This is a genomic window from Bifidobacterium sp. LCP19S3_E9 (assembly GCF_052121135.1).
In the GTDB taxonomy this organism is placed as follows: Bacteria; Actinomycetota; Actinomycetes; order Actinomycetales; family Bifidobacteriaceae; genus Bifidobacterium; species Bifidobacterium thermacidophilum.
Genome location: NZ_JBQKEV010000015.1, coordinates 15,951 through 39,294, shown reverse-complemented (window position 1 = coordinate 39,294; position 23,344 = coordinate 15,951). Strand labels below are relative to the sequence as shown.

Sequence of the window (23,344 nt, the reverse complement as noted above, 5' to 3'; positions counted from 1 at the left end):
GTCCGCGCGTGGCGAGGAGGGGGAGGCCGTCGGGGCCCCATGCCCGGCCGCCCCCCCCCCCCCCCCCCCCCCCCCCCCCCCCACAACCATATCTTGACGTTTCTTGATGCGGTTGATGCGACCATCGTCCGATTCTACGTGCCGTGAGGCATGTCAGGCACGCGTCTGATAGGTCGGAAGCTCACACAGCGGCGTGAAATACGCCGGCCGGCAGCGTCACCGCAGATTACAGATCACCATGTAGATTGCCACCATATGGCAGGCGTACCCTGCGATGGTGCCGAGATGGAAGATCTCGTGGAATCCGAACACTTTCGGCCACGGGTCGGGTTTGCGTAGGGCGTACACAATCGCGCCGAGAATGTAGCACAGCCCGCCGGAGGCAATCAATACCACGACTGCAGGACCCGCCGCCGGGGAAATCCAGAACAAGCCCATGTAAGCTACCCCGGAGACTCCGAAGATGATGTATACGAGCACATACAGCCAACGTGGCGCGTTAATCCAGATGACATGGATGATCATGACAATCGCCGTGCACACCCACATGCTCACAATGATGAGGTCACGCATACGTGGTTGTAAGGCGAAGGACACCGGGGTGTAGGTGCCGGCGATGAGCAGGAAGATGTTGACGTGGTCGATGCGTCTGAGCACGTTGGTCACTTTGGGTGACCAATCGCCCAGATGGTAGACCGCCGAATTCGTGAACAGCGCGAGGGAACAGGTCATGAACACGGCACACGCCCATTTCAGGCCGGTGCCGTGCGCCAGACAGATCAGGACGATCCCGGCGGCCAAGGACAGTGGGGAAGCGAAGGCGTGCAGCCAGCCGCGCATCAGCGGTTTCGGCCTGCCGTGGACGTCCAGGCGCACCTTCTTTGCGATTTGCGGAACGCTGACTCCTTCGAGTTTGGCGGCCTTCGCCTCGGCCTTGGCGAGCTTGTGTTCGGCCTTTGCGTCCGCTTTGCTGCGGATACGGTCCGCCTTCGCCTGCGCCTTGGCGCGGATCGCCTTTGCTTTCGCGTGCATTTCGCGTTGTCTGGCCTGCGCGACCGTATCGCGCTGCTGCGACTGATTCGTTTCGATGGCGGCTTCCTCTGGTGTTGTCATCTGCCTCACATCCTCGGTTACGCTAACGTAACCTACGTTACCGTAAGCGAAGTATTTGTCAATCTGACACCGCCGGGATGTGCATGGTGCGTATTATGGGAGCATGGCAGTATTCACGCAAATCCTCGCGATGCGCCCGGACTTCACCGGCGCCGATCGCGAATGGCTTCACCAGCTCGTCACTGATTGGCAGGTTATCGCCGACCTGAGTTTCGCCGACCTGCTGCTGATATTACCGATGCCGGACGGCCGCTATGTCGTCGCCGACCAGTGCCGTCCATCCACGGTGATGACCTTGCGCAGCGAGGATGTTGTCGGCAAGGAAGTCGACCGTGAACTTGACGGCGAGCTGGACGCCGCGATGCGCGCGACGTCGATTTTCCGCTCGACCGTGATGCGCAGCATCGGCAAATCGACGGTGTGCAATGTGTACGCTCCGGTCCGCTACGAGGGCAAGACCTTGGGCCTGGTTGTGCGCGAGACCAATATGGCGACGCGTGAATCCAACGGCCGTTATGAGTCCGAAAGCATCAACGCCGGCAAACAGCTGTACGAGATGATTCCGCGCGGGCAGTTCCCGTATCATGACCCGGTGATGAACCAGCGGCACAACGCCCGTGTCGCCGACGGGTTCATCATTCTTACCGTCGACGGCATCGTGCGATACGCTTCGCCCAACGCGGTGAGCTGCTTCCGCCGTCTCGGCTCGCTGACCACTATGCAGGGCCAGTATCTGAGCGAGGTCGGTACACAGCTGCTGCATACGAACGACACAGTCCCTGAAAGCCTGCCGTTGGTTTTGAGCGGCAAGGCGGCGGTCGATTCCGAGCTTGAAGCCAATCGTTCCGCGGTGTCCATGCGGTCGCTGCCGCTGTACGACGCCAACGGCCGGACGGGCGCCATCGTGCTGTGCCGTGATGTCACCGAGCTGCGCCGTCGGGACGTTGAACTGCAGACCAAAGACGCGACGATCTCCGAAATCCATCACAGGGTGAAGAACAATCTGCAATCCATCTCTGCGTTGCTCAGGTTGCAGGCGCGCAAGACCCAATCGCAGGAGGTCAAGAAGGAACTTGCGGAGGCGCAGCGCCGTGTGCAGACCATCGCCATGGTCCACGAAGGCCTCAGCCAGACAGCGGACGAGATGGTCGACTTCGATAAGGTGATTTCGAAGCTGTTGAAGATGAGCATCGATCTGGCCACCATGAGCGACCAACGTATCGACATTGATTTCGACGGTTCGTTCGGGCTTATGCCCGCGCAGGATGCGACCCCGCTGTCCCTGGTGCTGACCGAACTGGTCACCAACGCGGTGGAGCACGGGTTCGAGGGCCGCCAGCAAGGTCATATCCTGATTCGCGCGAAGCGAACGGGCACGCATCTTGATATCGCGGTTGAAGATGACGGTTCTGGCATTGAAGCCGAGGAGGAACACGGGATGGCGAAATCCTCGGGGTCCGGGCTCGGCACGCAGATCATCAATACCTTTGTTACCAACGACTTCGCCGGCAGCGTCCACTGGGAGCCGGGCGAGCAGGGTGGCACCAAGGTCATTGTGAGCATCAATCTCAGGGCGGCCCAAGCCGAGCAGAATTAATCTTGTGCCGTGTTGGTGTTTCGGCTACCTGACGTTCAGGTGTTTTGGCCTCAGACGCTGGCACTCTGACGTTCTGAGGCCGGGATGCGGTACCAAAAGCCCAGTCCGGGAGATTGCCGCACAGCCAGCTGGATTGGCGCAATTCCCGTGGATGTGTGGGAGTTTTTTCGGCGCTTGGTTCTTTCGGTGTAATCTGCCGGTTTCGCCGGGAGTTTGCCGAATCCGGGGTTTCGGACGGTAACCTCCCGGATTGGGTTTTAAGGCTGAATCGCAGAACCGCGGAATTTCGCCATTGCTGTTCGGGAGATCATGTCGGAACATGCGTCACGTTGAAGAACTTCCGGATTGGCCTGGGAGATTATCTCCGGATGACCGATTCCGCCGTAATCTCCCATGGAGTGCGGGATTCTGCCGGCGTGGGGTTCTGTCATCTCTGGGACTGCGCCAGTGCGAGACCACCGCGGATCGAATCCAGCCTCGGCCGTTTGGCCGCCCGTGGCCCATGCGGGAGTCGACACCGATAAGGTGCCGATCCGCGATGCCGACAATCGCGCATCTCGTCTGACTGTAGTACCTCGCGGACTATATCTGCTCTATGTGTGTGCGGTGATACTCGATATCGCAAGTACGATCCGCAGCATGTCCACGACGCTGCTGCGTGTATCAGGAGTCAGCGCACACACATAGGTGAGATAGACTCCACGAGATACTACAGATACCGCAGATATTGCAGATTTTGCCGATACCATACCGCAGAATCGTAGTGGGGCCGGCCATCCGAATCGATGACCGGCCCCACTACGAATAAGACGGGCTGCCCGCGGCAATCAGATCTGCATCTGCATGTTTTGCGAACGACGTGCGCGCATTGCGCGGCGCTTCAACGCGCGACGCTCATCCTCGCTCAAACCGCCCCACACACCGTAATCCTGGTTGGTGTCAAGCGCGCATTTGAGGCACGCGTCGATGACCTTGCAGGTACGGCAGACGGCTTTCGCCTCCTCAATCTGCTGATAGGCCGCACCGGTGTTGCCGACGGGGAAGAACAGTTCCGGATCCTTGTCGCGGCATGCGGCCTTTGCCCGCCAATCATAAGCACTGCTCATTGCTTGTTGCCTTCCTTCATGTCTTAATCAAGTCCACTACCAGATAATCACGAAATCGAGGACTTTTCAAGAGGTTTGGCCCAGAGAAATGTCATCGTCGTGTGGAGATTGATAACGCAAACATTCTACTTGATAGCGCAAGCATTGTACAGGTCTCGCACTCGGCCCGTCAAGTACCACCGCGCGACCGGCGCTGGTGAAATCACGCTGCTGCATGCAGGCGAGCACGGGGGCGGGAATGCCCAGCCCGAGATCATGCACGCGATCGCCGGTAGGGAAGACCACGCGTGTCGGCGCATCCTGCGGAACCCTGATATGGCGCAGGGACCCCGCGGCGAAGGCGACGGTGACATCGGGTGATTGCAGCGCCCGTCGGAATCGGTCGGCATATGGGTCGGTGGACAGCGGGTCGGCGAGTTCGTCGGCGTCGTCGACAACGATGAGTTTGCGTGCCGGCCCCCGAGACGGCTTCAACGCGGCGAATCGCTGTTCACGCCGCGCACCGTCGGCGCCGACCGCCCACCAGATGACGTGGATGCCAATTATCCGCGACTGCTCGCACAGCACATCGAGCAGACTGCTCTTCCCACTCCGAGGCCTGCCGATAATCGCGATATTGCCCAACGACACGTCAATGGATGCCGGGTGCCAGACGACCCCGTCGTCCTTGATACCGATGATCACCCGGTCGGGGCGCTCGGTTCGCATACTTCCGTTGCCATGGTCGGCAACCGTCAGATTGTCCGGCATGCGGTCAAGGTGTTCCGGCAGCGGAGGCGTGAACAGCATGGGCGTGGGCGTCGGCGACAGAAACAGTCCTGCGGCTGCGATATGACGAATCAGACGTCGGGAATCTACAGGGGTTGTGCACCTCAATGATTGCAACGCTTCGCCATCGTACAGATAGGCCCCTCCCGGGCACGACGGGCTGATGGCCTGTGCGACCGGGGAATCGAGCAGCTCGCGCGATTGCACGGCGTCGTTGACGCGCAGACACAGATGCAGCCGCATATTGGCTTTCATTTCGGCGCTGACCTGGCCGAGCGGGTTTTGCGTGCAGGCGATCAGATGCATACCCAGCGACCTGCCCAGTGAGGTCACACGGGTCAGCCGTTCCAGATAATCGGGCAGCAACGAACGTATCGCGTGGAACTCGTCGATGACAATGACCAGTGCGGGTGGTGGATCGTCGAGCTCGGCGAGGCTGGAACAGCCCTGTGAGGCGACAAGCTGTTCGCGCCGCCGTAGCTCACGCTCCAACGCGAGCAACGCCCTGGCCGCGTGAGCCAGATCGAGGTCGCAGACATTGCCCACACAATGCGGTAGGTCGGCAAGCCCTTGGAATGTGGCACCGCCTTTGAAATCCATGAACACGAAGTTCACTCGGCTGGGCGGATTCCTCGCTGCAAGCGCGAGACACCAGACCAGCAAGGCCACGGATTTGCCGGAACCGGTGGTGCCGGCGACTAGCGCATGCGGACCTTGTCTGGCGATGTCAAGTGTGAAGACTCCGGTTCCGCATGTGCCGATTGGCACGTCGAGATGCGGTGAATCACGCCTGTGTTGGGCATGATTTTGGGCGGCCGGGCCATGCGACTGTCGGCCGCGTGACCCGGGACTGAATGAATCCGACCCTTGCGCCCATGTGCGCACGATGGTACGCCACAACATCGGGTCATGGTCGAGCCCCAGCAGCGTTTCCAACGGTTCGGGCGTATCAAGTTCGGAGGGCGGGGGAGCGCCGTTTCCTGTCGGGAATTCGGGCGAAGACCGGGCAGTCACGCAAGCATCGTCGGAGGCATGCGCCTGCGTGTCGATATCGCCGTGTTCGTCCGCATCGCGTCCGGCAATCGCCAATATGGCGGAGGCAAGACAACCTATCAACCCCGGGATTGCCATAGGAATGAACATCCAGCGTCCTTCCAGCCCCATGATGATCGCCATCGTGCATTGCGTGGCGGCCGGCGCCAGGGCGCTGCATGCGATGAGGATCCGGCGATGGTGCTGCACAGGTGCACGACGGTGCGCCTGCCGTCGCCGATTGCCCTGTAGCGCAAGTCGGTGTCGCTGACGCGGCCGAGCTGATTGCTGCGGAACATGCGTTGATGATCGAGAACCTAAAGTCATATCGATAGTATGAAGGTGCAATCGGCGTGTCGTCTAGACGCCCGGAGAAATGTGGACGAAAGATGACGCGGACACGAGCCAATGCGATAACGCTGTTCACCGGCGCTCTTCAATTGGACGATAGTACTCGATGGTGCGCGAGTTGCCCGAATGCTCGAGTTCGCGTGTGTGCCCGAGTGCGCGAGTGGCCCAGCAAGGGGAGAGGACTTCACACGTTCCTGTGCGATGCCTTATGCGTCACAGAGAACGCCGACGATACGCGGCACGAACCCCCGTCAGGAGGCCTCGGCGAGCGTCCCGACACTGCCCGAAGCGTGAGTTCCGGCCGCTAGTTCGCTGAACAGTTGCAGATTCTTGTCATCGTCAAGCAGCACGCACGATCCGACGCCGGCCACATAATATCCCTGATCGGTCCAGTAGACACTGCCTGATATGCCCTTGGAACTCGAGGCGCTACGGAACGCCATCACCATGGCCAGCAGGGTGGTCGGCGTCGTCTTGTCATCCACGCTTACCGAAGCCAAGGCTGTTTTCGCAACCTTCGACGTGGTCGAGAAACTGGTCAGCGTGCTTCGTGATGTTGCTTTTTTCATAATCGCGGCGATGACTTGGCGCTGCCGTGCGGCACGGCCGAAATCACCCTGGGGATCGGAGTAGCGCATACGTGAGAACGCCAGCGCGGTCCCACCGTCTGCGACATGGCATCCTGCTCGCCATACGAGCCCGGAATTCGCGTCGTTGACTGTGCTGTCATAGCACAGTTCCACACCACCCAAGGCATTGACCACGTCCTGCACGCCACCGAATTTCACCATGGCGACATGGTCGATTTTCTGTCCGGTGATGTTTTCGACTGCGCCAACCAGACTCTTCTTGCCATATAGCTCGTATACGGCGTTGATTTTCATGGACTTGTCATTGACCTTCACGCGCGAATCGCGGGGGATGGAGATCAGCGAGCTCGGCCCGCTTTTCGGTTTGGTCAGTACGAGAATCGTATCGGTGCGGGTTCCGGGGACATCTCCAGAGGATTCGTTGATTGAGCCGTCGCGCTCGTCGGAGCCGAGAATAAGCCACGACGTCGCCTGTCCACTGGACATATCACTCAGCCATGCGGATTTGCTGAGATTGCTGTTGACCCAGTTATAGGCCGCGATTCCTGCGACGATGACTGCGACCAACAGCACGACAATGAACCTGGAGAACACACGGCCTGCACTGATGTGACGACGGGGTCGTGTCGGGCCGGAAGAGCCTCGTGAACTGGAAGGACGCCGGATATCGTTGGCGCTGGGTTCCATCACATGCTCGTTGTTCGTGGCGTTGCGGGACGATCCGCCGGATACGCGTGCGGATTGTCGAACGGACTGTGCGGCGCCTGCTCGTGGTGCGGATGATGCCGCACGCGAACCAGAGGTACGTCCTTGTGCCGGAGAGAAACTTGGAGGTACGACCTGTCCTGTAGCCGGCTGCGCCGGGGCGGACGGGGTGCGGACTCGGTGTTTCGGGGTCCCCGCAGGCAAGAAGCTCGGCGGTTGGCTGCCGCCAGCCTCCCACTGCGATGATCCTTGTGACATACGACCTCCTGTGCGAATACGGTGCTACTTTTACTCAGCGCGGACGTATTATCACGGATTTCCGTCATTCCTGCGCATTAACCGCACATACTGTCGCATTGAGGTACCGGTCGGCGATGCCTAGATACTGTCCTGTCGTAGGGTCGGTGATGGTGCCGTTCTTCTTGTTGACGATGCCGCCGGTGTTCGGGTCGATCAGTGTGCCGTCGGCGCGGGTGATCAGGCCGGTCTTCGGGTCGACGGTCTCAGTCGGCGTTGCGGATGCGGATGCAGGGTCGGAGGAGCTTGGGGTGTCCGAGCTGCTGGGGGAGGGGGATGAATCGGAAGAAGTCTTGGACGTGGTGTCGTCGGCTTGTGTCAGCGGCACCTCCTTGCGCAGCTTCTCCCACACGTCGTCAGCGTTCGAAGCCCAGACGACGCGGTTAATGTCCTTGGACCACGAGGTCACCGGAATCGTCTGCATATACAGATGGGATGGCTCGAGATTCTTCAGGCTCATCGCCAAGCCCACCAACGTGGACGCATGGGCAAGACCGGAACTGATATTGAGCGACTTGAGCGCGGTTTTGGCCAGTTGATACAGCTGCGAACTCTGTGTGAACAGGTTCTTGGAAAGTGCTTCCTTGATGATTTCCTTGATCAGGTACTGCTGGCGTGTCGTACGCATGATATCCGAGCCATCGGTGCCGGTCCCATGGCGCATGCGGGCGTATTCGGTCGCCGTCCCGCCATCGAGATGCTGCATACCGGGCTGAAGATCGATACCGGTGGTCACATCTTTCGTGGCGACGGGGATGCATAGGTCGACGCCGCCGAGCGCATCGACCATGTCCCGCATACCGGCGAAGTCCACAACCACGAAGTTTTTAATGTCCAGTCCGGTCAGCGAATTGACCGCGGCCAAGGTGCAGCTGCCGGCGGAGGCCAAGTCGCCGCCTTTCGCATACGCGTTGGCGAAAATCGAGTTGAACATCACGTCATAGCGAGCCGCAATCGTGCCCTTGCTGGTCTGGCAGCTGGGGGCGTTCACGATGGAATCGCGCGGGATAGACACCAGGTTGATGTATGAGCGGTCGGCGCTGATCTGCAACACCATTGCGGTGTCCGACTGATGGTTCTCCGCCTCGCCCGGACCGCCCAACGCCTTGTTTTCTTCGCCGCTGCGCGTATCCTGCCCGAGCAGCAGGATATTGATGGTCTGGCCGGCGTTGGGATCGACGACGGTATTCTGCGTGGACCCTGACTTCTGCGGGATGATGCTGATGGTGTTGTCGTCAATGACATGGTTGATGTCGTACCACGTCATTGCGGCGGCGCTGCCGACGAATACCAAGGCCGCCGCGACGACGCTGACGACCACGGAACGAGCCTGGTGCCGGGTGCGGTACCCGAAGCTGTGGCGGGGCTTGGGCTGATTCCAACCATTGAGATTGGGAAGCTTGGGGTTGCTGCGATGGGATGTCACGCTTGGAACCTTCCTATGAGCCGTCAGCCTTGGCCGAACTTGGATGATTTGTTCTTCTAGACCAAGTCATTGTAGACCATCAGGGTGATGAAACGTTTCATATTCACACTATTCCCCCGACATTGCACCCCGAACGGCTCTTCGATCAGCCGTGACGCCGGGTTGCGGGCCCCGTCTAGACGACGCGGAATGCCCTCGCCATGCCCACGAAATGGCAGCAAGGGTGCATAAAAGCTTGAAGCATCGGCGGTTCTGTGTATATGCTGGAAGGCAGTGATACTCGATATACCAAGGAGGAGATATGTGGGGTGAGTCACGGGATCACGACGGTAATGGTGCCGCCGGTTCACGCTCGCTGCATGCGACCTGGGGGATTTTTGACGAAGACGACGGGCTGTCGTGGCGCAACAGGGCTTTATGCTCGCAAACCGACCCCGAGGTGTTCTTTCCTGAAAAAGGCGGTTCGACACGCGACGCTAAACAGGTATGCGAATTGTGCGAAGTACGTGAACAGTGTCTCGACTGGGCTGTCGACCATGATGAACGATTCGGCATCTGGGGAGGAATGAGCGAGCGGGAGCGTCGCCGCTACAAGAAGGAACGTCGTCGGGCGTGACGCTCTCACCCCCTTGCGTACACTGGAACTATGGATTTGACAGGCAGCGGCATCGAACAGTTGGTGGGAGATGTCCTGGCGTCGCGCACATACACGCACAGCCAGGACGTTGACGACTCCGTGGCGGCGGTGATCACCGTCGAGGAAGACAGGAGGTTTTTCCCGTCCACCCTGTCCGCCGTGCTGGCACAGAGCGTGCTGCCGGGGGTCGTGGTCATCGCTGATTGCACGGGAACGCTGCCACGGCCTCTCCAGACCTCATTCGATGTGATTCCCATGCCTGCCGGACCTGCGATGCGGTTGCCGCAGACCAAGCAGGTGTCCGTGCGCATCGTTCCGGTTACGGCTGCAAAATCCTTTGCACAAGCCGTTTCGGAGGCTGTCGAGGCGGCACGGCTCGATGCAGGAATCCGCGGCCTGTGGATGTTGCATGATGATTCCCGCCCGGCTGACAATATCTGCCTTGAATCGCTGATTGAGACATGGCACAACGCACCGACCGCTTCAATTCTGGGGGCCAAACAGCTCGATTGGCTGGGACAGAACCTTCATGATGTCGGCAAGTACGCCGGCCACCACCGCCTGTATTCGCTGGTCGTGGATGGCGAGCCCGACCAAGAGCAGTACGACGGCAGACAGGATGTCTTCGCCGTGTCACTCGCCGGTGCGTTGGTTCCCGTCGATACGTTGCGTATGCTCCACGGCATCTCATCGTGGTTCGGTACCTTCGCGCAATCCGCGGATTTCTGCCGTCGCGTGTGTCTCAGCGGTGGGCGTGTCGTCGTCGTGCCCCGTGCGCGCATCGCCCATCGGCGCGCAAGATTCGAAGGTATCCGTACCCATTCGGGTATGCCCATTGATGAGGATGAACCTCAGCATGCGTCGATGGCGCGGATGCGCGCCGAACAACGCTACGCGTATACGGATGTCCGCATGCTGTGGTGGCTGGTCTGGTGGCTGTGCAGCCTGCCCGCCGCGATTGGGCGTGCCGTGGTGAAACTGTTCGCGAAAAAACCGTATGATGCACTGTGCGAGCTCGTGATGCCGTGGTCCGCGCTCGTGTCCTTCCCTCGTGCTCTCAAGGCTCGTCGTCTGGTCGCCCGGCAGAGCAAAGTATCCCAATCCCGTCTGGAGCAACTGGTTGCTGACCGACAGCAGATTGCGCGCTGGCGTGACCGCCGACACGCCTTGGACAGCCAACGCCATGTGATTTTGCTCAGCCCGTTGGCCAAGTCGCATCTGCGCACCCGTCTGATCCGACGGTGGACCGGGGCGATACTCATGGCCGTGGTGGTGCTGTGCCTGCTCATCGGCTCGCAATGGTCGCTGGTGCGTTCCCTTGCCTCCGGTGGCACGCTGTATTCGGACCAATGGTTGGCCACCGGCGCAAATTGGCGCCAACTTGTTGATTCCGCAACAACACAATGGGTGTTTGGCGGCGGTGTCGGTCGCGCAGCACCACCGACGCCGTGGCTGTTGGTGCTCATGGTCGCTTCAGTGTTCACGTTGGGGCATGTCGCCACGGCGGTCAGCATCATGTACTGCGCGTCTGCGCCGCTCGCGGCATTGTCGTTCTGGGCGCTGGCGGGAGTGTTCACCCGTTCCGACTCGGTACGTATCGCCGGCGGGCTGATGTGGGTCTCCTTCGCCGCAGCGATGGGGCTGTACCAATCCGGGAACCTCGCGATGCTGACCATGATGGTCTTCCTGCCCGCTGCATTCGCCTTCGTGTTCCGCGCCGTGGGTATGTACCACACCGAGGACCCGATCAAGCCGAAGGCGTCGATTCAGGCTGCGGCGTGCGCAGCCTTGTGCTTTGTCGTCGTTGTACTGTCAGAGCCGCAGACGCTGCTTGCCTTGGTCGTCGCGTTCATCGTGTTCCTCATGATGGTGCCGAAGCATCGTGCCATGCTGCTGCTCATCCCGTTCCCCGCGGGATTCGCCGTTGCTCCGACCCTGCTCAATGCCATCCATAACGGCACGCAGGGCATGTGGCGGCAGCTGTTCGGCGATATTGCGATACCTGTGCGCAGTGTGAATGGTTCGCCGACGGCGTTGAGTCTGGTCGATGTGGCCCGCAGGACTTTCGGCATCAGCGGGAGTGGCAACTTAAGCTCGCTTGATCCGCAGACCGCGTTGCATGTCGCTTCGGTTGTGGTGCTTGCCGTCGTGGCCGCCTTGGCTGTCGTCTCGTTGTTCCTGCCGTTTGCGCTCAGAGTGTCGCGCATGATGTGGGTGGTCGCGGTGTGCGGAGCGGTGTTGTGTCTGGCATCGTCCCGCGTGGCCATCGCGGTTGACGCCGACGGCCAGGTGGCCGGTTCCGTGCTTCCGGGCATGGCCTTGGTCATGGTGGCGTTTCTGTCCTGCCTGTGCTTGGTCGCGGGAGGGGCTGTACAGCGTTTCCGCCCGTTGAAGACGTCTCTTGGTGCCGAAGAAGGCGCTGTTCATGCAAGTCCTGAACAATCCCGTCGCACGACGGCCTTGACTCGTGCCGCACGTGCCCTGCTGGTCATTGTGATGCTGGCGTTTGCCGCCACATGGTGCGGTTTCGCAGCATTGGTGTCTCCCAGCCAGCATATCGGCGGCAGCACGAGCGGATTGCCGATGGTTGCCACAGATTATCTGGCGAAGAACAGCGATTACCGCGTGCTCGCCTTGCAGGCCCAGACCGACAATTCAGTCAATTATTCGATATTGCGCACCGACAAAGGCGACCTGATTGACGCTTCGCCTGCGTTGCGGGCCCAGTTTGTGTCGGGGGAGCGTGATGCCGCATACCAGACCCTCGCCCAGGCGAGCGCGGCGTTGTTATCAGGTTCTGATGACGATGCCATCGCGGCGATCAGCCAGCTGGGCTTCGGCGGCATTTACGTGGTTCCCAACACCTCGAACCGCGCTGCACGGACTGCGACAGGGGAGTTGATCGCCAATATCACCGCGTGCGACGGCGTGCAGACCGTCGTCAGCGCGGATAGCGGCACCTACTACCGTGTCGCCGGCGCAACCGAAACCGCGACTCAGCACGTCAGCACCTCGGCGCAGCGCAGATTGCAGGCGCGCGGATGGCGTTACGTATGGCTGTGGAGCATGGGTATTCTCATCGCCGCATACTGTCTGGTCGCCCTGCCTCGTCCGGGCGCCAAGGTGATGAGCGATGACGAGGAGGATGAAGCATGAGTCAGGAGCTATCCAATCGTAAGCGTGGCGGGTCGGGCCGTCACACCGCGTCGAAGGTCCGTCGCGTCCTTGTGGCTCTGCTGACTATGGTGGTCATCCTTGCGGCGTTTGCCGCATTGATTGTGCTCAAGCCCGCCGGATGGTTGGTCGATTCGCCTTCGGTTACGTCAGGGAGGACCGTGCAACATGTCAGCCAGACGCAATACGGTCTGTTGTGTCCGCAGCAGATGACGCTTGCTGATGACGAGAATTTCGGGGACAGCGAATACCAGGCGACCGCGGGCAACATCGCGTCTTCCGCCTTGTATGCGGCCTTCGGTTCCGTGTATGGTGCCGATGTCTACGATTATCCGGTTGCTGACGATGCGCAGCCCGGCGAGCTGTCCGACAGCGATTTGCTGGATTCCGCGAACGTGAAGACGCTCGCCGGCGACGTCACGAAGAGCGCGCAATACATTGATGCGAAACTGCTTGAGGCGAAATCAGGAACCGGTGTGATCGGCTCGATGGCGTCGTGGGCAACATCGGGGGATTTGAAGGGTATGTCGGCCGCTTCATGCGTGCCGACCGCCCTGAGTGACACATTCCTGCTGCCTGCGACGCAGACTGGTGTCACCGAGCAGCTCGTGGTGTCCAATCCTTCGCAGAAGTCTACGTCACTTGATGTGACCGTATACGGTACGAAACATGCGGGGAAGCTGTCATTGTCCACGTCCAGCACGTTGACGGTCGCCGCAGGCGGTCAGGCGATCCTTGATATCGCCGCTGCCGCGCCCGGACAGCAGGGCGTGTACGTCACCGTGTCCAGCAAGGAGACACCGATTTCGTCCGTCGTGAAAGTGATTCGCATGCAGGGGTTGAAGCCGCAGGGATCGGATGTCGTTCTCCCGCTTCAGGCCGCGGCGCTCACCCAGGCCATGCCCGGAGTGGTTAAAGGCGATGCTGTGACTGCCCTCGTCTTCGCACAGCGCAGTACCACGGTGACGTTGTCGTGGGTAACCGACGAAGGCCGCGTGGAGGCGAAAACGGTTACCGTACCCGGCAACAGGGTCACCGCGGTCGATCTCGGCAACGCCCCAGACGGTACGCTGGGCTTATTCGCCGACGCCACATCCGAAATCAACATACAGGCGACAGTCAGCCAGAGTGGTTCCGGACAGGCGGATTTCGCGTTCGTCCCCGGAGAGTCGGGACAGCAGGCCTCAGGCTTGGTCATCCCATCATCAACATCAGCGAACCTGCAACTGGTCAATCTGTCCGACAATGACCAGACTGTCACGGTGCGTGGCTTCGATGCGTCCGGTAAGGCGACGGGAAGCAAGAAGATTCAGGTGGATGCCACGACCGGCGTGTCGGTCGATCCCGAAGATATCGGCGCCGGTACCCAGATGCTCACATGCCGTGCAGGCAAGAGCATGGTGTGGGGCGCGAGACTGTCGCAGACTGCGCTGTCTTCAGACAAGGTGGCACAGGCAGCATATCTGCCGGCATCATCGTTGGAGCCACAGAGCCGTGAAGTGCTGACGGCGAACGACCAGCGCATCGTGCACTGACCGTTCGCTAATCAAGCCCCCAATCGGGGTCGATTTCCTCAGGTCTGCGGCCATACAGCTCAGCGAGACGGCTGACCAGCTCGTCGCGGATCGCGAACTGCAGGTCCATACGGGTGCGCGCATGCATCTGAATTGGCATGCGGTACAGGACGATGCGTGCTGGCGTGCCGCGCCCGGCGGGGAAGCATTGGGAGCATAAATCCGGGTCCGCCTGCCATGGTGCCGGATCGGACGGTGGAACGTCCTCGACGGCAAACTGCACGGGTTGCACCAATTGAGGCCATGCTCCGTGCAGCCGGCGCAACTGGGATGCGACCATATCGTCGAACATGCCGCTTTTCGTCCGGTACCGGGGCATTCTTACCCCGAACATCGGGGTACGGCTTCCGCGGCCGTGCCTGTTGCGGTATACGTGTAATTGCCAAGGTGCTCGCAGCATGTCGTCAACTGTATGTCGAGGCAAGGATTGAGCTAGGATAGCAGGGTGCATTTCGGCAAGGAGGAACAATGAACGCCACAGCGATCCATGCATGGCAGCAGCTTGATCTCGACGCAGTGGCGTCCGAAGCGAAAGCGATTGCCTTCGACCTTGACGGTACGCTCGCCAGGTCGAAGAAACCGATTTCCCCGCAAATCGCGGATTGCCTGACCGCGCTGACCCACCGTCTGCCGGTGGCGATTGTCACCGGCGGCAGGTTCGCCCTGGTGCGCAGCCAGATTCTCGATATGTTGGACGATCGCGCTTGCAAAGCCAACATGCATTTGATGCCGACCAGCGGAACCCGCTACTACCGCTGGGACGGCACGCAGTGGGAGTGCGTGTACGAGCATAATCTCAGCGTCGCCGAGCGGCAGGCCGCCATCAGTTCGCTGGAACGACACGCTAAGGAACAAGGCATTTGGGAAGACCACGTGTGGGGCGATCGCATCGAAGACCGCGGCAGCCAGATTACCTTCTCTGCCTTGGGGCAGCTCGCGCCGATTGCAGCGAAGGAATCCTGGGATCCGACCAATGAGAAGAAGAACCGGCTTGCCGAGGCTGTCAGCGCCGATGTGCCTGATTTGGCGGTCCGATCCGGCGGGTCCACAAGCGTTGATATCTCGCTGCGCGGTGTGGATAAGGCGTATGCCGTCCGGCAGTTGGCGACCGCGCTGCATATCGACGTGTCGCAGATGATTTATCTCGGCGACCGTATGGATCCGGACGGCAATGATTACCCTGCCGTCAACGCCGGAACGATTGCCATTCGTGTCACGGGGCCGGAGGAGACCCTTGAGGTGTGCGGTGAGCTTATTCACCGTCTGCCTGTGGTGGCGTGAATCACCGGTGGACTTTTGCCGGATGCCGGTAGGTACTTGTGCCATTGGAGCATGAGCCTAGTTGTGTCGTGCGGCGTGCCTTACCGAGCTGTGATGCGGCGCGGGCATCATGATGGTCTGATGCAGTGATGTTGTGCTGCGTATTGTGTGCATCGTGCGGCATTGTGTGATGTGATGCTTTGGGGAGCGGCGCAGTCGTAACTTCTGACCACATGCGTCGTACGGGCTGGCATCGCCGCGTGGCGTTCGCATACAGTCGGATGCATGCGATTGCGTGATTTGGCTTCCCGCCTGTTGTCATCCCCGTTCGCGATGGTTGTGCTGCCGCGCGGATGTGCGGGGTGCGGCGAACCCGATTCGGTGTTGTGCGCCGATTGCCGGGCGTTGTTTACTGTGTGGCCGTCCCGGCAGTTTCCGGGCCTCCCCGGCGGTACGCTCGCATGTGCGCGGTATTCGGGTCGGGCAAGGTCGGCGGTGCTTGCATGGAAGGACCATGATGATCGGGAATGCGATACTGTGTTCGCCCGGTATCTTGCGTTTGCCGTCGATATGATGCTGGGCAGGATTGGTGCCGACTCGGGTGCCTCGGGTGTCTCGAGCGTCGGCAGTGGTCATCGGGTGATGCTTGTCCCAGTACCTTCATCCGGACGGTCCGTTCGGGCCCGCGGCAGACCACATATGACTGTGTTGTCGCATGCGGTGTGTCGTCTGCTATGTGGGGAATACGGGTACGATGCCGTGGTCGCCGATGTGCTGATAGTCGCGCGCCACGGGGGACGGTCGGTCAGCCTGTCCAGCGCGCAGCAGCGTCATGACCGCATGGGCGATCGGTTCCGTGTGCGCGGTCGGTTGCATGATGGTTGTCTACATGATATGGGTTGCCGCGATGCGGATGTCGGGACGGTGATTCTGCTGGATGACATCATCACAACCGGATCCACATTGCGCGGATGCGCCGATGTGCTTGCTGCCGCTGGAATCCATGTCTCTGCCGCAATCGCCTTGGCGGATACGCCGCCCCGAGGTGGTTCGTCGCGTGTCAGCTGATTGCTGACTCGCACCAAGAATCATCCCTCAGCCGCACCAGCCCATACTTCATCACAGCGCACCTTACCACAGTGCGCTCCTCACAATCTATCTACGTTGAGCAGTGTCTACGCGTCGCTAGTTTGTGTGTCCTTACAAACTCTGTCTACGCTGAGCCCGTTGTTTCCGTCACCGGTTTGTATTGCTTCACAAACCAGTGACGCTGAGGGTGCTGTTTGCGTAGACGGTTTGTGGAGCGCGGTGTGTTACGGCAGCAGTCTGTCTGCCAGTCGGCAGTCCGTCTGTCAGTCGGCACGCACGACCGGCATCTCGTCCCAACGCGTGGTACAACGCGATGACAGCATCTCGCGCCGCATGGCCCATGTGGCTCCGGTATCGCCGTTGTTTCTGCCGTCTCCCCGGATGCCTGCGAAACCGATGCCTACGTGGGCCGGACCGAATCTTCTGGCGACCTGTTCGAACGCCTCACTCAGACCAGAATCTGTCTGCGCACCCAGGGCAGGCAGAGTGCTATAGGACGCGGCATCGACTAATCCGGTGAGCATGACACCAACCCGCACATAACGCACCGAAGGGGTGATTCTGCCGTGGAGCGCCTGCCTGGCTGCCGCGGATATGATGACCGGGTCGTCACTCGGGTCTTGCAGGAGGATACTGCCGCAGACCGATGAGTACTGATCATGCTTGCTGAAAGGACTGCTGGCACAGAACACTGAAACCCGCGTGCACAGGCTGTGCTGCCGTTGGAGCCTCCTGCAGGCGTACTGGGCATATACGGACGCCGCTTGTCTGAGGCCTTCCTCGCCAAGGATCGGGGTGCCGAACATACGGGAGCATAATATCTGGCAGTCGCGCTTGCCTCCGGTTGCGTCGTTGTCATCCGCGATGCACGGTATGCCCCGCAGCTCCAGAATCGTCCGTTCAAGTTGCACCGAAAAGCGCCTGCGCATATTGACCGGATCCTGATCGCGCAGTTGCGCGGCCTGCCGTATGCCCAAGCCGTGCAGACGTTTAGCCAGTCTTCTGCCGATGCCCCAGACATCGTCAATTTCGATGGACGAAAGCACGGCTGTTCCTTGGTCGTCGCGCGACAAATTGCCCCATGTGGTAATCCCGTGGGACGATGGATGCCGTTTGGCCCAATGGTTCGTGATTTTCGCCAGAGTTTTGGTAGGGGCGATGCCGATGCTCACCGGTATGCCTACTCCCTGCAATACGGCTCGCCGCATAACGGCGGCGATTCGGCGTGTCCGCTCGCTGTCCCACGGCGAATGCATGAAACATTCGTCGATGGAGTACACCTCCTGTCCGGGCAGGAATCCCGACATGATAGACATCATGCGCCTTGACAGGCTGCCATACAGCTCGTAATTGGAGCTCCGGGCGATGACCTGGTCGTATGCCGCCTCCTGGCGGATGGTGAACCATGGCGTGCCGTTGGCGATGCCAAGCGCTTTGGCTTCGTACGACCGGGAGACCACGCATCCGTCGTTGTTCGACAGGACCACAAGAGGCTTCCCGGCTACCTCCGGGTGGAATACGGCTTCGCAGGATGCGTAGAAGTTATTGGCGTCGGCGAGCACAATTGGATGCTCTTGCACACAGGGGTCAGGCATGGCGCGATCCCCACCCTCCGTGCCGGTAGGCACCCGGATGCTTGGGAGTGACGATTGCGCCGCCGCTGGATTTCGCTCCCGGATAGGTGACCGACGGGACTGGTTGTTTCGCGTGGCATTGCGCTGTTTTACGCTGCCAATGGTAGTTCCCTGTCACCACACCCCAAATCAGCAGGTCTTGGTCGGGTGAGGGGATGAAATCCGGATACGCGGGATTTTCCGGGTGCAACACCGGGGTATGCCCGTGCATGACCAGTCGCTTTACGGTCAGCTCATCATCGAGGACGGCAACGACCACATCGCCGTCCTGCGGATCGAGCGCACGGTCAACCACCAGCAAGTCGCCGTCCCAGATACCCGCGTTTTGCATGGAATCGCCTGCCACGGTCACGATGAACGTGGTGTCCGGGTGCATGATGATATGTTCGTCAAGACTGAAGTCGCCATCGAAATAATCCTGCGCGACCGAGGGAAAGCCGGCGTGTACCGCCTCAAGTGCCTGTGGCACCGGTACGGGGGATTCCGATGCCGGGTGAATCGAGGAAATGACATCTGACAGCCGGGCATCACCGGTGTCAACGCCGGTGATGCCCGGCTGGCGTGTTCTGATGCTGACGACCATCACATACCTCCATTCGAACATATGTTCGAATTCAGTATGTCGGATAGCCACGACAAACAGCGGCAGGTGCCGCGGAACCAACCGCGACACCCGCCGAATACGTGAATGCGTTGACCGAATATGCCGAATGCATCGGAGGCACAGAATGCGCCGAATGCACCGCGTCGGCCAATGCTAGCGCCCTTATGCGTCCCCACTACGCGCAGACTTGGCAACATCCGCCTGGATATGATGCTTGGGCAGCGTGATTTCGAAATCCGCACCGCGCGGGTCGTCCACGACACGCACCGTGCCGCCGTGCAGCTGGGCGGCCCACCGCGCGATGGACAGTCCGAGCCCAGTGCCGCCCGATTCTGTGCCGGGGCCGGTTTTGCCTTTGACGAAACGCCGGAAGATATCGCTTCTGGCCTCAACCGGAATCTGCGAACCGAAATTGACCACATTGGTCACAATGGTGTCGTTGGTTTTGTTTTCGTGCGTTTCAATCAACACCGCCGTGTCGTCGGGGGAGTGCTTGAGCGCGTTGCCGATGACATTCGTGAACAGTTGACGCAGCCGGTCCTGGTCGCCTTCCATCGTCAGATCGTCAGGCACATGCATGTCGATGGTGTGGGCATGACCGGAATCCGCGATTTCCAAAGGCTCGATGGTCTCGTCGATGAAATCTGCGAAATTGAACCGCTCGATTTGCAGGCTCGCCGCGCCTGCCTCCATACGGGACAGATCGAGCAGGAATGCGATCAGATCGCTCAATCGATGCGTTTGGTTGAGAATGCTCTCCATATTCGCCGGGGTCGGTTCGACCACGCCGTCGGCGAGATTCTCAAGCATCGCCTGCAGTGCCGAAACCGGTGTGCGCAGCTCATGGCTGACGTTCGCAATCAAATCATTGCGCATCTGGTCGGCGTGTTGAAGCTCCTCGGCCATTTCGTTGAACGATCTGGCCAGCATGCCGATCTCATCGTTGCTGTCCGTACCGGTCTGCACACGCACGGTGTAGTCGCCTTCCGCCATGGCTTCCGCGGCGTCGCGCATCTGCCGCAGAGGCGTTGTCAGCCCGCGTGAGAAGAAATAGGTGATGCCCAAGGCCACGGCGAGCGTAATCGGCATGGCCACCCATCCGGTCAGGCCGACTTTAAGCAGGAACCATGCCATCACGAATGCGATGGCGGTGGAAATGACAATCAGGACGGACAATTCGAACTTTAGCGATGAGAAGAAGCCGATAGGCCGTCCACTATCCAACAGCCGGTTCGCCCGCGGCCGTTTTTTCGAAGATTGACTGGGCTGGGGCGAATCTGACTGGTGAGTCATCAGCGGGTCTCGCTTTCGGTATCGTTCTCATTGGGCTCCGGCGGTTCGAAGGCGTACCCGACACCGTGCGCTGTGCGGATCATTTCCGAGCCGAGCTTATGGCGCAGGGCCTTGACGTGGGAATCCACGGTACGGGTGCCTGAAGCATCCGGCCAATCCCAGACTTCTTCAAGCAGTTTCTCGCGCTTGAACACGGTTTTCGGCTTGCGTGCGAGGGTTGCAAGCAGATCGAATTCTGTGGGTGTCAGGTGCACCTGTTCGCCGTTGAGCGTGACGATGCGCTGCCGCGGGTCGATGACCAGCGACCCGAAGTCGAGGATCTTCTCGTTCTCCAGGTTCTTGGCGATGATGGTGGCGCGCTCCACGCGGCGCAACAGAGCCTCGCAGCGAGCGATGAGTTCGCGCGGCGAGAACGGCTTGGTCATGTAATCGTCGGCGCCCGCGCCAAGTCCCATGACCTTATCCGATTCGGCATCGCGGGCGGTAAGCATCAACACCGGGACAGGACGTTCGGCGACGATGCGTTTCGTCGCTTCGATGCCATCCATAACGGGCAGCATGATGTCCATGATGACTAGATCAGGCTTGAGCTGCTTTGCCGCACGGACGGCGGACGCGCCGTCTCCTGCGACGCGTGCCGTCCATCCGTTCGCGGTGATGCGCTGCGCTATGGCAGTGGCGAGATCGGGTTCATCCTCGACGACCAGAATCGTGCGTGATTTCTTGGGGTTCTGGCGTGCGGAAGTGTTGAGCATATGGGACCGCCTTTCAGTTCTCTGGTTCCAAGAATACCGCTCCCAACGCCGGAATAGTGAGTTTCGCCGACCAATCGCGGGAATGATAGGCTCCTGCGTCGGCCTCGAATTCGCCGTTGTGGATGCCGGAACCGCCGTACTGCTCGTCATCGGTGGTCAGGATTTCGCGCCAGCGACCGCCGCTCGTCAGTGGCACCTGGTAGTCCTCCCACGCTTCGCCAGAGAAGTTGACAACAACGACGAGCTGTTCGCCCTTGGCGCCGATCCTCACGAAGCTCAGCGTGTTGTGATCGGCGTCATCGCTGGTCAGCCACTGGAAGCCGGCGGGATCGAAGTCCTGGCTCCATAGCGCCGGATGCGCCTTGTACATGGCGTTCAAATCGGCGACCAGATGCTGGATTTGGCGATGTTCCTTCCAGTTGAGCGCATCCCAGTCAACCGATCCGTTGTGGTCCCATTCGCCGTATTGGGCGATTTCGTTGCCCATGAACGACAGTTTCTTGCCCGGGTGGGCCCACTGATAGGCGAACAGTGCCCGCACGCCGGCGTATCGCTGCCAGTCGTCGCCCGGCATCTTGCCGAACAGCGACCCCTTGCCGTACACGACCTCGTCATGGCTGATCGGCAGGACATAATGCTCCGAATAGGCGTAGACCATTGAGAACGTGATCTCGTTGTGATGCCACTTGCGGTTGATGGGCTGCTCGTGCAGATATTGCAGCGTGTCGTGCATCCAGCCCATATTCCACTTGAGGCCGAATCCGATGCCGCCTTGGTCCGTCGGGGCGGTGATGCCCGGATACGCGGTGGACTCCTCGGCGATCATCATGATGCCAGGGTTGTTCTTGTACGCCGTGGCATTGGCTTCCTTGAGGAAGTCGATGGCTTCGAGGTTCTCGCGCCCGCCGTAGATATTGGGATGCCACTGGCCGGGCTTGCGGCTGTAGTCGAGGTAGAGCATCGAGGAGACCGCGTCGACACGTAGCGCGTCGATATGGTATTCATCCAGCCAGAAGCAGGCGTTGGCGACGAGGAAGTTGCGCACCTCGTTGCGGCCGAAGTTGAAGATGTACGTGCCCCAGTCCGGGTGTTCGCCGCGGGTGGGATCTGGATCCTCATACAGCGGTGTGCCATCGAAGCGACCGAGAGCGAAGGCATCCTTGGGGAAGTGCGCCGGAACCCAATCCATGATGACGCCGATGCCGGCCTCATGGAATTTCTCGACCAGATACTTGAAATCGTCCGGCCCGCCGAGACGGGAATCGATGGCGTAGTATCCGGTCACCTGATAGCCCCACGAGCCGGCGAACGGGTGCTCGGCAAGCGGCATGAACTCAACGTGAGTGAAGCCTTCCTTGGCGACATAGTCGACGAGCTGGTCGGCGAGTTCGCGGTAGTTCTTGATGCCTTTCTTCCAGCTGCCGGCGTGAACTTCGTAGATGCTGACTGGGCCGTCATGCGGGTTGGTGCGTTTGCGGTGGTCCATCCACGTCTTGTCGTCCCACTCGAACTGCGAATCGACCACGATGGAGCCCGTGGCCGGTGGAACCTCATGGGAACGCTCCATTGGGTCAGCCTTCATAACCCACTCGTTGTTCGCGTTGAGGATTTGATACTTATAGACTTCACCGGCTTGCACACCCGGGATGAACAGTTCCCAGATGCCGGAGGAACCCAGTTCGCGCATGGCGTGCTTGCGACCGTCCCAGCCGTTGAAGTTGCCGACGACGCGCACGGCGTGGGCGTTCGGTGCCCACACGCTGAACGCGGTGCCGACCAGCTGTTCGCCATTGGTGCCGTCATTGGAACCCATCGGGTCGTCATAACGCATGACGCGCGCGCCGAGCGCCTCCCAGAGCCGCTCATGCCTTCCTTCGCCGAACAGGTACATGTCAAGGTCGCCCACAGTCGGCAGATACCGGTACGGGTCGTCCTCAACGAGGGTCTCGCCGTTCTCATAGGTGGTGGCCACACGGTAGTCCGGCACACCCCAGCCGTCACGCGTTTCGATTGCGGGGACGGTCGCACGGAAGATGCCGTTGTGCTCATGCTCGGCGGCATGACGGACCCGCTTGCCGCCCTCCTCGGTGATGATGTCGACGCTGGATGCCAGCGGACGCAGGACCCGCACGGTCACGGTGCGCTCGTCATCCTGTGCGAAATGCCCGCCAAGCACCTCATGGGGGTTGTAATAGCTTGCGTTGCTGACGGCGTCCAGTGTTCCTTGATCTACAGTAAACATGATGACATCTCCATTGATTCTCTCGTGTTCGTAGTGGTCATACTATGAGACTACTCGCTATTTGCGCAAAAGTCCCGCTGTGTCGTGTGTTTCTTCT

General features: G+C 60.3%; 17 protein-coding genes. 6 read left to right on the top strand and 11 right to left on the bottom strand.

Annotation, left to right across the window (positions count from 1 at the left end; all coding sequences use genetic code 11):
• Window positions 1-216: 216 nt before the first annotated feature.
• Window positions 217-1,113: a PAQR family membrane homeostasis protein TrhA gene (gene trhA, locus ACTQYB_RS07895; protein ID WP_321046096.1), complete on the bottom strand. Its 897-nt coding sequence runs from the start codon at window positions 1,111-1,113 to the stop codon at window positions 217-219.
• Window positions 1,114-1,216: 103 nt separating this feature from the next.
• Here trhA and ACTQYB_RS07890 point away from each other — a divergent pair, with 103 nt between their 5' ends.
• Entirely contained in the window at window positions 1,217-2,710 is a 1,494-nt protein-coding gene (locus ACTQYB_RS07890) for a sensor histidine kinase (protein ID WP_441482375.1), read from the top strand.
• An 827-nt stretch (window positions 2,711-3,537) separates the two neighbouring features.
• Here the strand turns inward: ACTQYB_RS07890 and ACTQYB_RS07885 are convergent.
• From ACTQYB_RS07885 to ACTQYB_RS07870, 4 genes are all read right to left on the bottom strand, one after another.
• Window positions 3,538-3,816 carry a WhiB family transcriptional regulator gene (locus tag ACTQYB_RS07885; RefSeq protein ID WP_015450379.1) on the bottom strand — a complete coding sequence of 93 codons (279 nt, stop codon included), beginning with the start codon at window positions 3,814-3,816 and terminating at the stop codon, window positions 3,538-3,540.
• Between the two features lie 66 nt (window positions 3,817-3,882).
• Complete coding sequence (locus ACTQYB_RS07880) at window positions 3,883-5,760, bottom strand: FtsK/SpoIIIE domain-containing protein (protein ID WP_441482374.1); 1,878 nt, start codon at window positions 5,758-5,760, stop codon at window positions 3,883-3,885.
• A 458-nt stretch (window positions 5,761-6,218) separates the two neighbouring features.
• Entirely contained in the window at window positions 6,219-7,520 is a 1,302-nt protein-coding gene (locus ACTQYB_RS07875; protein ID WP_441482373.1) for an LCP family protein, read from the bottom strand.
• 64 nt (window positions 7,521-7,584) lie between these two features.
• On the bottom strand, window positions 7,585-8,985 hold the full coding sequence (locus ACTQYB_RS07870) for an LCP family protein (RefSeq protein ID WP_441482372.1): 1,401 nt from the start codon (window positions 8,983-8,985) through the stop codon (window positions 7,585-7,587).
• 301 nt (window positions 8,986-9,286) lie between these two features.
• Here ACTQYB_RS07870 and ACTQYB_RS07865 point away from each other — a divergent pair, with 301 nt between their 5' ends.
• The 3 genes from ACTQYB_RS07865 to ACTQYB_RS07855 are packed head-to-tail and all read left to right on the top strand — an operon-like array spanning window position 9,287 to window position 14,331.
• Window positions 9,287-9,601 (top strand): WhiB family transcriptional regulator, encoded by a 315-nt coding sequence (locus tag ACTQYB_RS07865; RefSeq protein WP_239646873.1) that lies wholly within the window; start codon window positions 9,287-9,289, stop codon window positions 9,599-9,601.
• A 30-nt stretch (window positions 9,602-9,631) separates the two neighbouring features.
• The gene (locus ACTQYB_RS07860; protein WP_441482371.1) at window positions 9,632-12,778 is read left to right on the top strand and encodes a glycosyltransferase family 2 protein; all 3,147 of its coding nucleotides are present in this window, start codon (window positions 9,632-9,634) and stop codon (window positions 12,776-12,778) included.
• Entirely contained in the window at window positions 12,775-14,331 is a 1,557-nt protein-coding gene (locus ACTQYB_RS07855) for a DUF5719 family protein (RefSeq protein WP_441482370.1), read from the top strand. Before ACTQYB_RS07860 ends, ACTQYB_RS07855 begins: the two co-directional genes overlap by 4 nt.
• A gap of 7 nt (window positions 14,332-14,338) precedes the next feature.
• Here ACTQYB_RS07855 and ACTQYB_RS07850 read toward each other — a convergent pair whose 3' ends face one another.
• On the bottom strand, window positions 14,339-14,770 hold the full coding sequence (locus ACTQYB_RS07850; protein WP_033493203.1) for a metallopeptidase family protein: 432 nt from the start codon (window positions 14,768-14,770) through the stop codon (window positions 14,339-14,341).
• Between the two features lie 68 nt (window positions 14,771-14,838).
• Here ACTQYB_RS07850 and ACTQYB_RS07845 point away from each other — a divergent pair, with 68 nt between their 5' ends.
• Both ACTQYB_RS07845 and ACTQYB_RS07840 read left to right on the top strand, forming a co-directional pair.
• Window positions 14,839-15,651, top strand: coding sequence for an HAD-IIB family hydrolase (locus ACTQYB_RS07845; protein ID WP_441482369.1), 813 nt, complete (start codon window positions 14,839-14,841; stop codon window positions 15,649-15,651).
• Between the two features lie 678 nt (window positions 15,652-16,329).
• Complete coding sequence (locus tag ACTQYB_RS07840) at window positions 16,330-16,698, top strand: ComF family protein (protein ID WP_441482368.1); 369 nt, start codon at window positions 16,330-16,332, stop codon at window positions 16,696-16,698.
• A 284-nt stretch (window positions 16,699-16,982) separates the two neighbouring features.
• Here the strand turns inward: ACTQYB_RS07840 and ACTQYB_RS07835 are convergent, their stop codons facing one another.
• The 5 genes from ACTQYB_RS07835 to glgB form a co-directional block, all read right to left on the bottom strand.
• A complete protein-coding gene (locus ACTQYB_RS07835) occupies window positions 16,983-18,299 on the bottom strand; it encodes a Y-family DNA polymerase (RefSeq protein WP_441482367.1) in 1,317 nt (438 codons plus the stop codon).
• Window positions 18,300-18,306: 7 nt separating this feature from the next.
• Window positions 18,307-18,936, bottom strand: coding sequence for a LexA family protein (locus ACTQYB_RS07830; RefSeq protein ID WP_441482366.1), 630 nt, complete (start codon window positions 18,934-18,936; stop codon window positions 18,307-18,309).
• A 183-nt stretch (window positions 18,937-19,119) separates the two neighbouring features.
• Window positions 19,120-20,250 (bottom strand): sensor histidine kinase, encoded by a 1,131-nt coding sequence (locus ACTQYB_RS07825; protein ID WP_441482365.1) that lies wholly within the window; start codon window positions 20,248-20,250, stop codon window positions 19,120-19,122.
• The gene (locus tag ACTQYB_RS07820; protein ID WP_033505423.1) at window positions 20,250-21,005 is read right to left on the bottom strand and encodes a response regulator transcription factor; all 756 of its coding nucleotides are present in this window, start codon (window positions 21,003-21,005) and stop codon (window positions 20,250-20,252) included. The genes ACTQYB_RS07825 and ACTQYB_RS07820 overlap by 1 nt, the downstream gene beginning before the upstream one ends.
• Before the next feature lie 13 nt (window positions 21,006-21,018).
• Entirely contained in the window at window positions 21,019-23,247 is a 2,229-nt protein-coding gene (gene glgB, locus ACTQYB_RS07815; RefSeq protein ID WP_044098461.1) for a 1,4-alpha-glucan branching protein GlgB, read from the bottom strand.
• Window positions 23,248-23,344: the final 97 nt, after the last annotated feature.

What these genes read in the sequence shown, in the direction of transcription:
- ACTQYB_RS07820 (WP_033505423.1), bottom strand. Translation starts at nt 21,005, where the DNA reads ATGCTCAACACTTCCGCACGCCAGAACCCCAAGAAATCACGCACGATT.
- ACTQYB_RS07850 (WP_033493203.1), bottom strand. Translation starts at nt 14,770, where the DNA reads ATGCTGCGAGCACCTTGGCAATTACACGTATACCGCAACAGGCACGGC.
- ACTQYB_RS07830 (WP_441482366.1), bottom strand. Translation starts at nt 18,936, where the DNA reads ATGGTCGTCAGCATCAGAACACGCCAGCCGGGCATCACCGGCGTTGAC.
- ACTQYB_RS07885 (WP_015450379.1), bottom strand. Translation starts at nt 3,816, where the DNA reads ATGAGCAGTGCTTATGATTGGCGGGCAAAGGCCGCATGCCGCGACAAG.
- ACTQYB_RS07840 (WP_441482368.1), top strand. Translation starts at nt 16,330, where the DNA reads ATGACTGTGTTGTCGCATGCGGTGTGTCGTCTGCTATGTGGGGAATAC.
- ACTQYB_RS07855 (WP_441482370.1), top strand. Translation starts at nt 12,775, where the DNA reads ATGAGTCAGGAGCTATCCAATCGTAAGCGTGGCGGGTCGGGCCGTCAC.
- glgB (WP_044098461.1), bottom strand. Translation starts at nt 23,247, where the DNA reads ATGTTTACTGTAGATCAAGGAACACTGGACGCCGTCAGCAACGCAAGC.
- ACTQYB_RS07875 (WP_441482373.1), bottom strand. Translation starts at nt 7,520, where the DNA reads ATGTCACAAGGATCATCGCAGTGGGAGGCTGGCGGCAGCCAACCGCCG.
- trhA (WP_321046096.1), bottom strand. Translation starts at nt 1,113, where the DNA reads ATGACAACACCAGAGGAAGCCGCCATCGAAACGAATCAGTCGCAGCAG.
- ACTQYB_RS07865 (WP_239646873.1), top strand. Translation starts at nt 9,287, where the DNA reads ATGTGGGGTGAGTCACGGGATCACGACGGTAATGGTGCCGCCGGTTCA.
- ACTQYB_RS07860 (WP_441482371.1), top strand. Translation starts at nt 9,632, where the DNA reads ATGGATTTGACAGGCAGCGGCATCGAACAGTTGGTGGGAGATGTCCTG.
- ACTQYB_RS07825 (WP_441482365.1), bottom strand. Translation starts at nt 20,250, where the DNA reads ATGACTCACCAGTCAGATTCGCCCCAGCCCAGTCAATCTTCGAAAAAA.
- ACTQYB_RS07880 (WP_441482374.1), bottom strand. Translation starts at nt 5,760, where the DNA reads ATGGCGATCATCATGGGGCTGGAAGGACGCTGGATGTTCATTCCTATG.
- ACTQYB_RS07890 (WP_441482375.1), top strand. Translation starts at nt 1,217, where the DNA reads ATGGCAGTATTCACGCAAATCCTCGCGATGCGCCCGGACTTCACCGGC.
- ACTQYB_RS07845 (WP_441482369.1), top strand. Translation starts at nt 14,839, where the DNA reads ATGAACGCCACAGCGATCCATGCATGGCAGCAGCTTGATCTCGACGCA.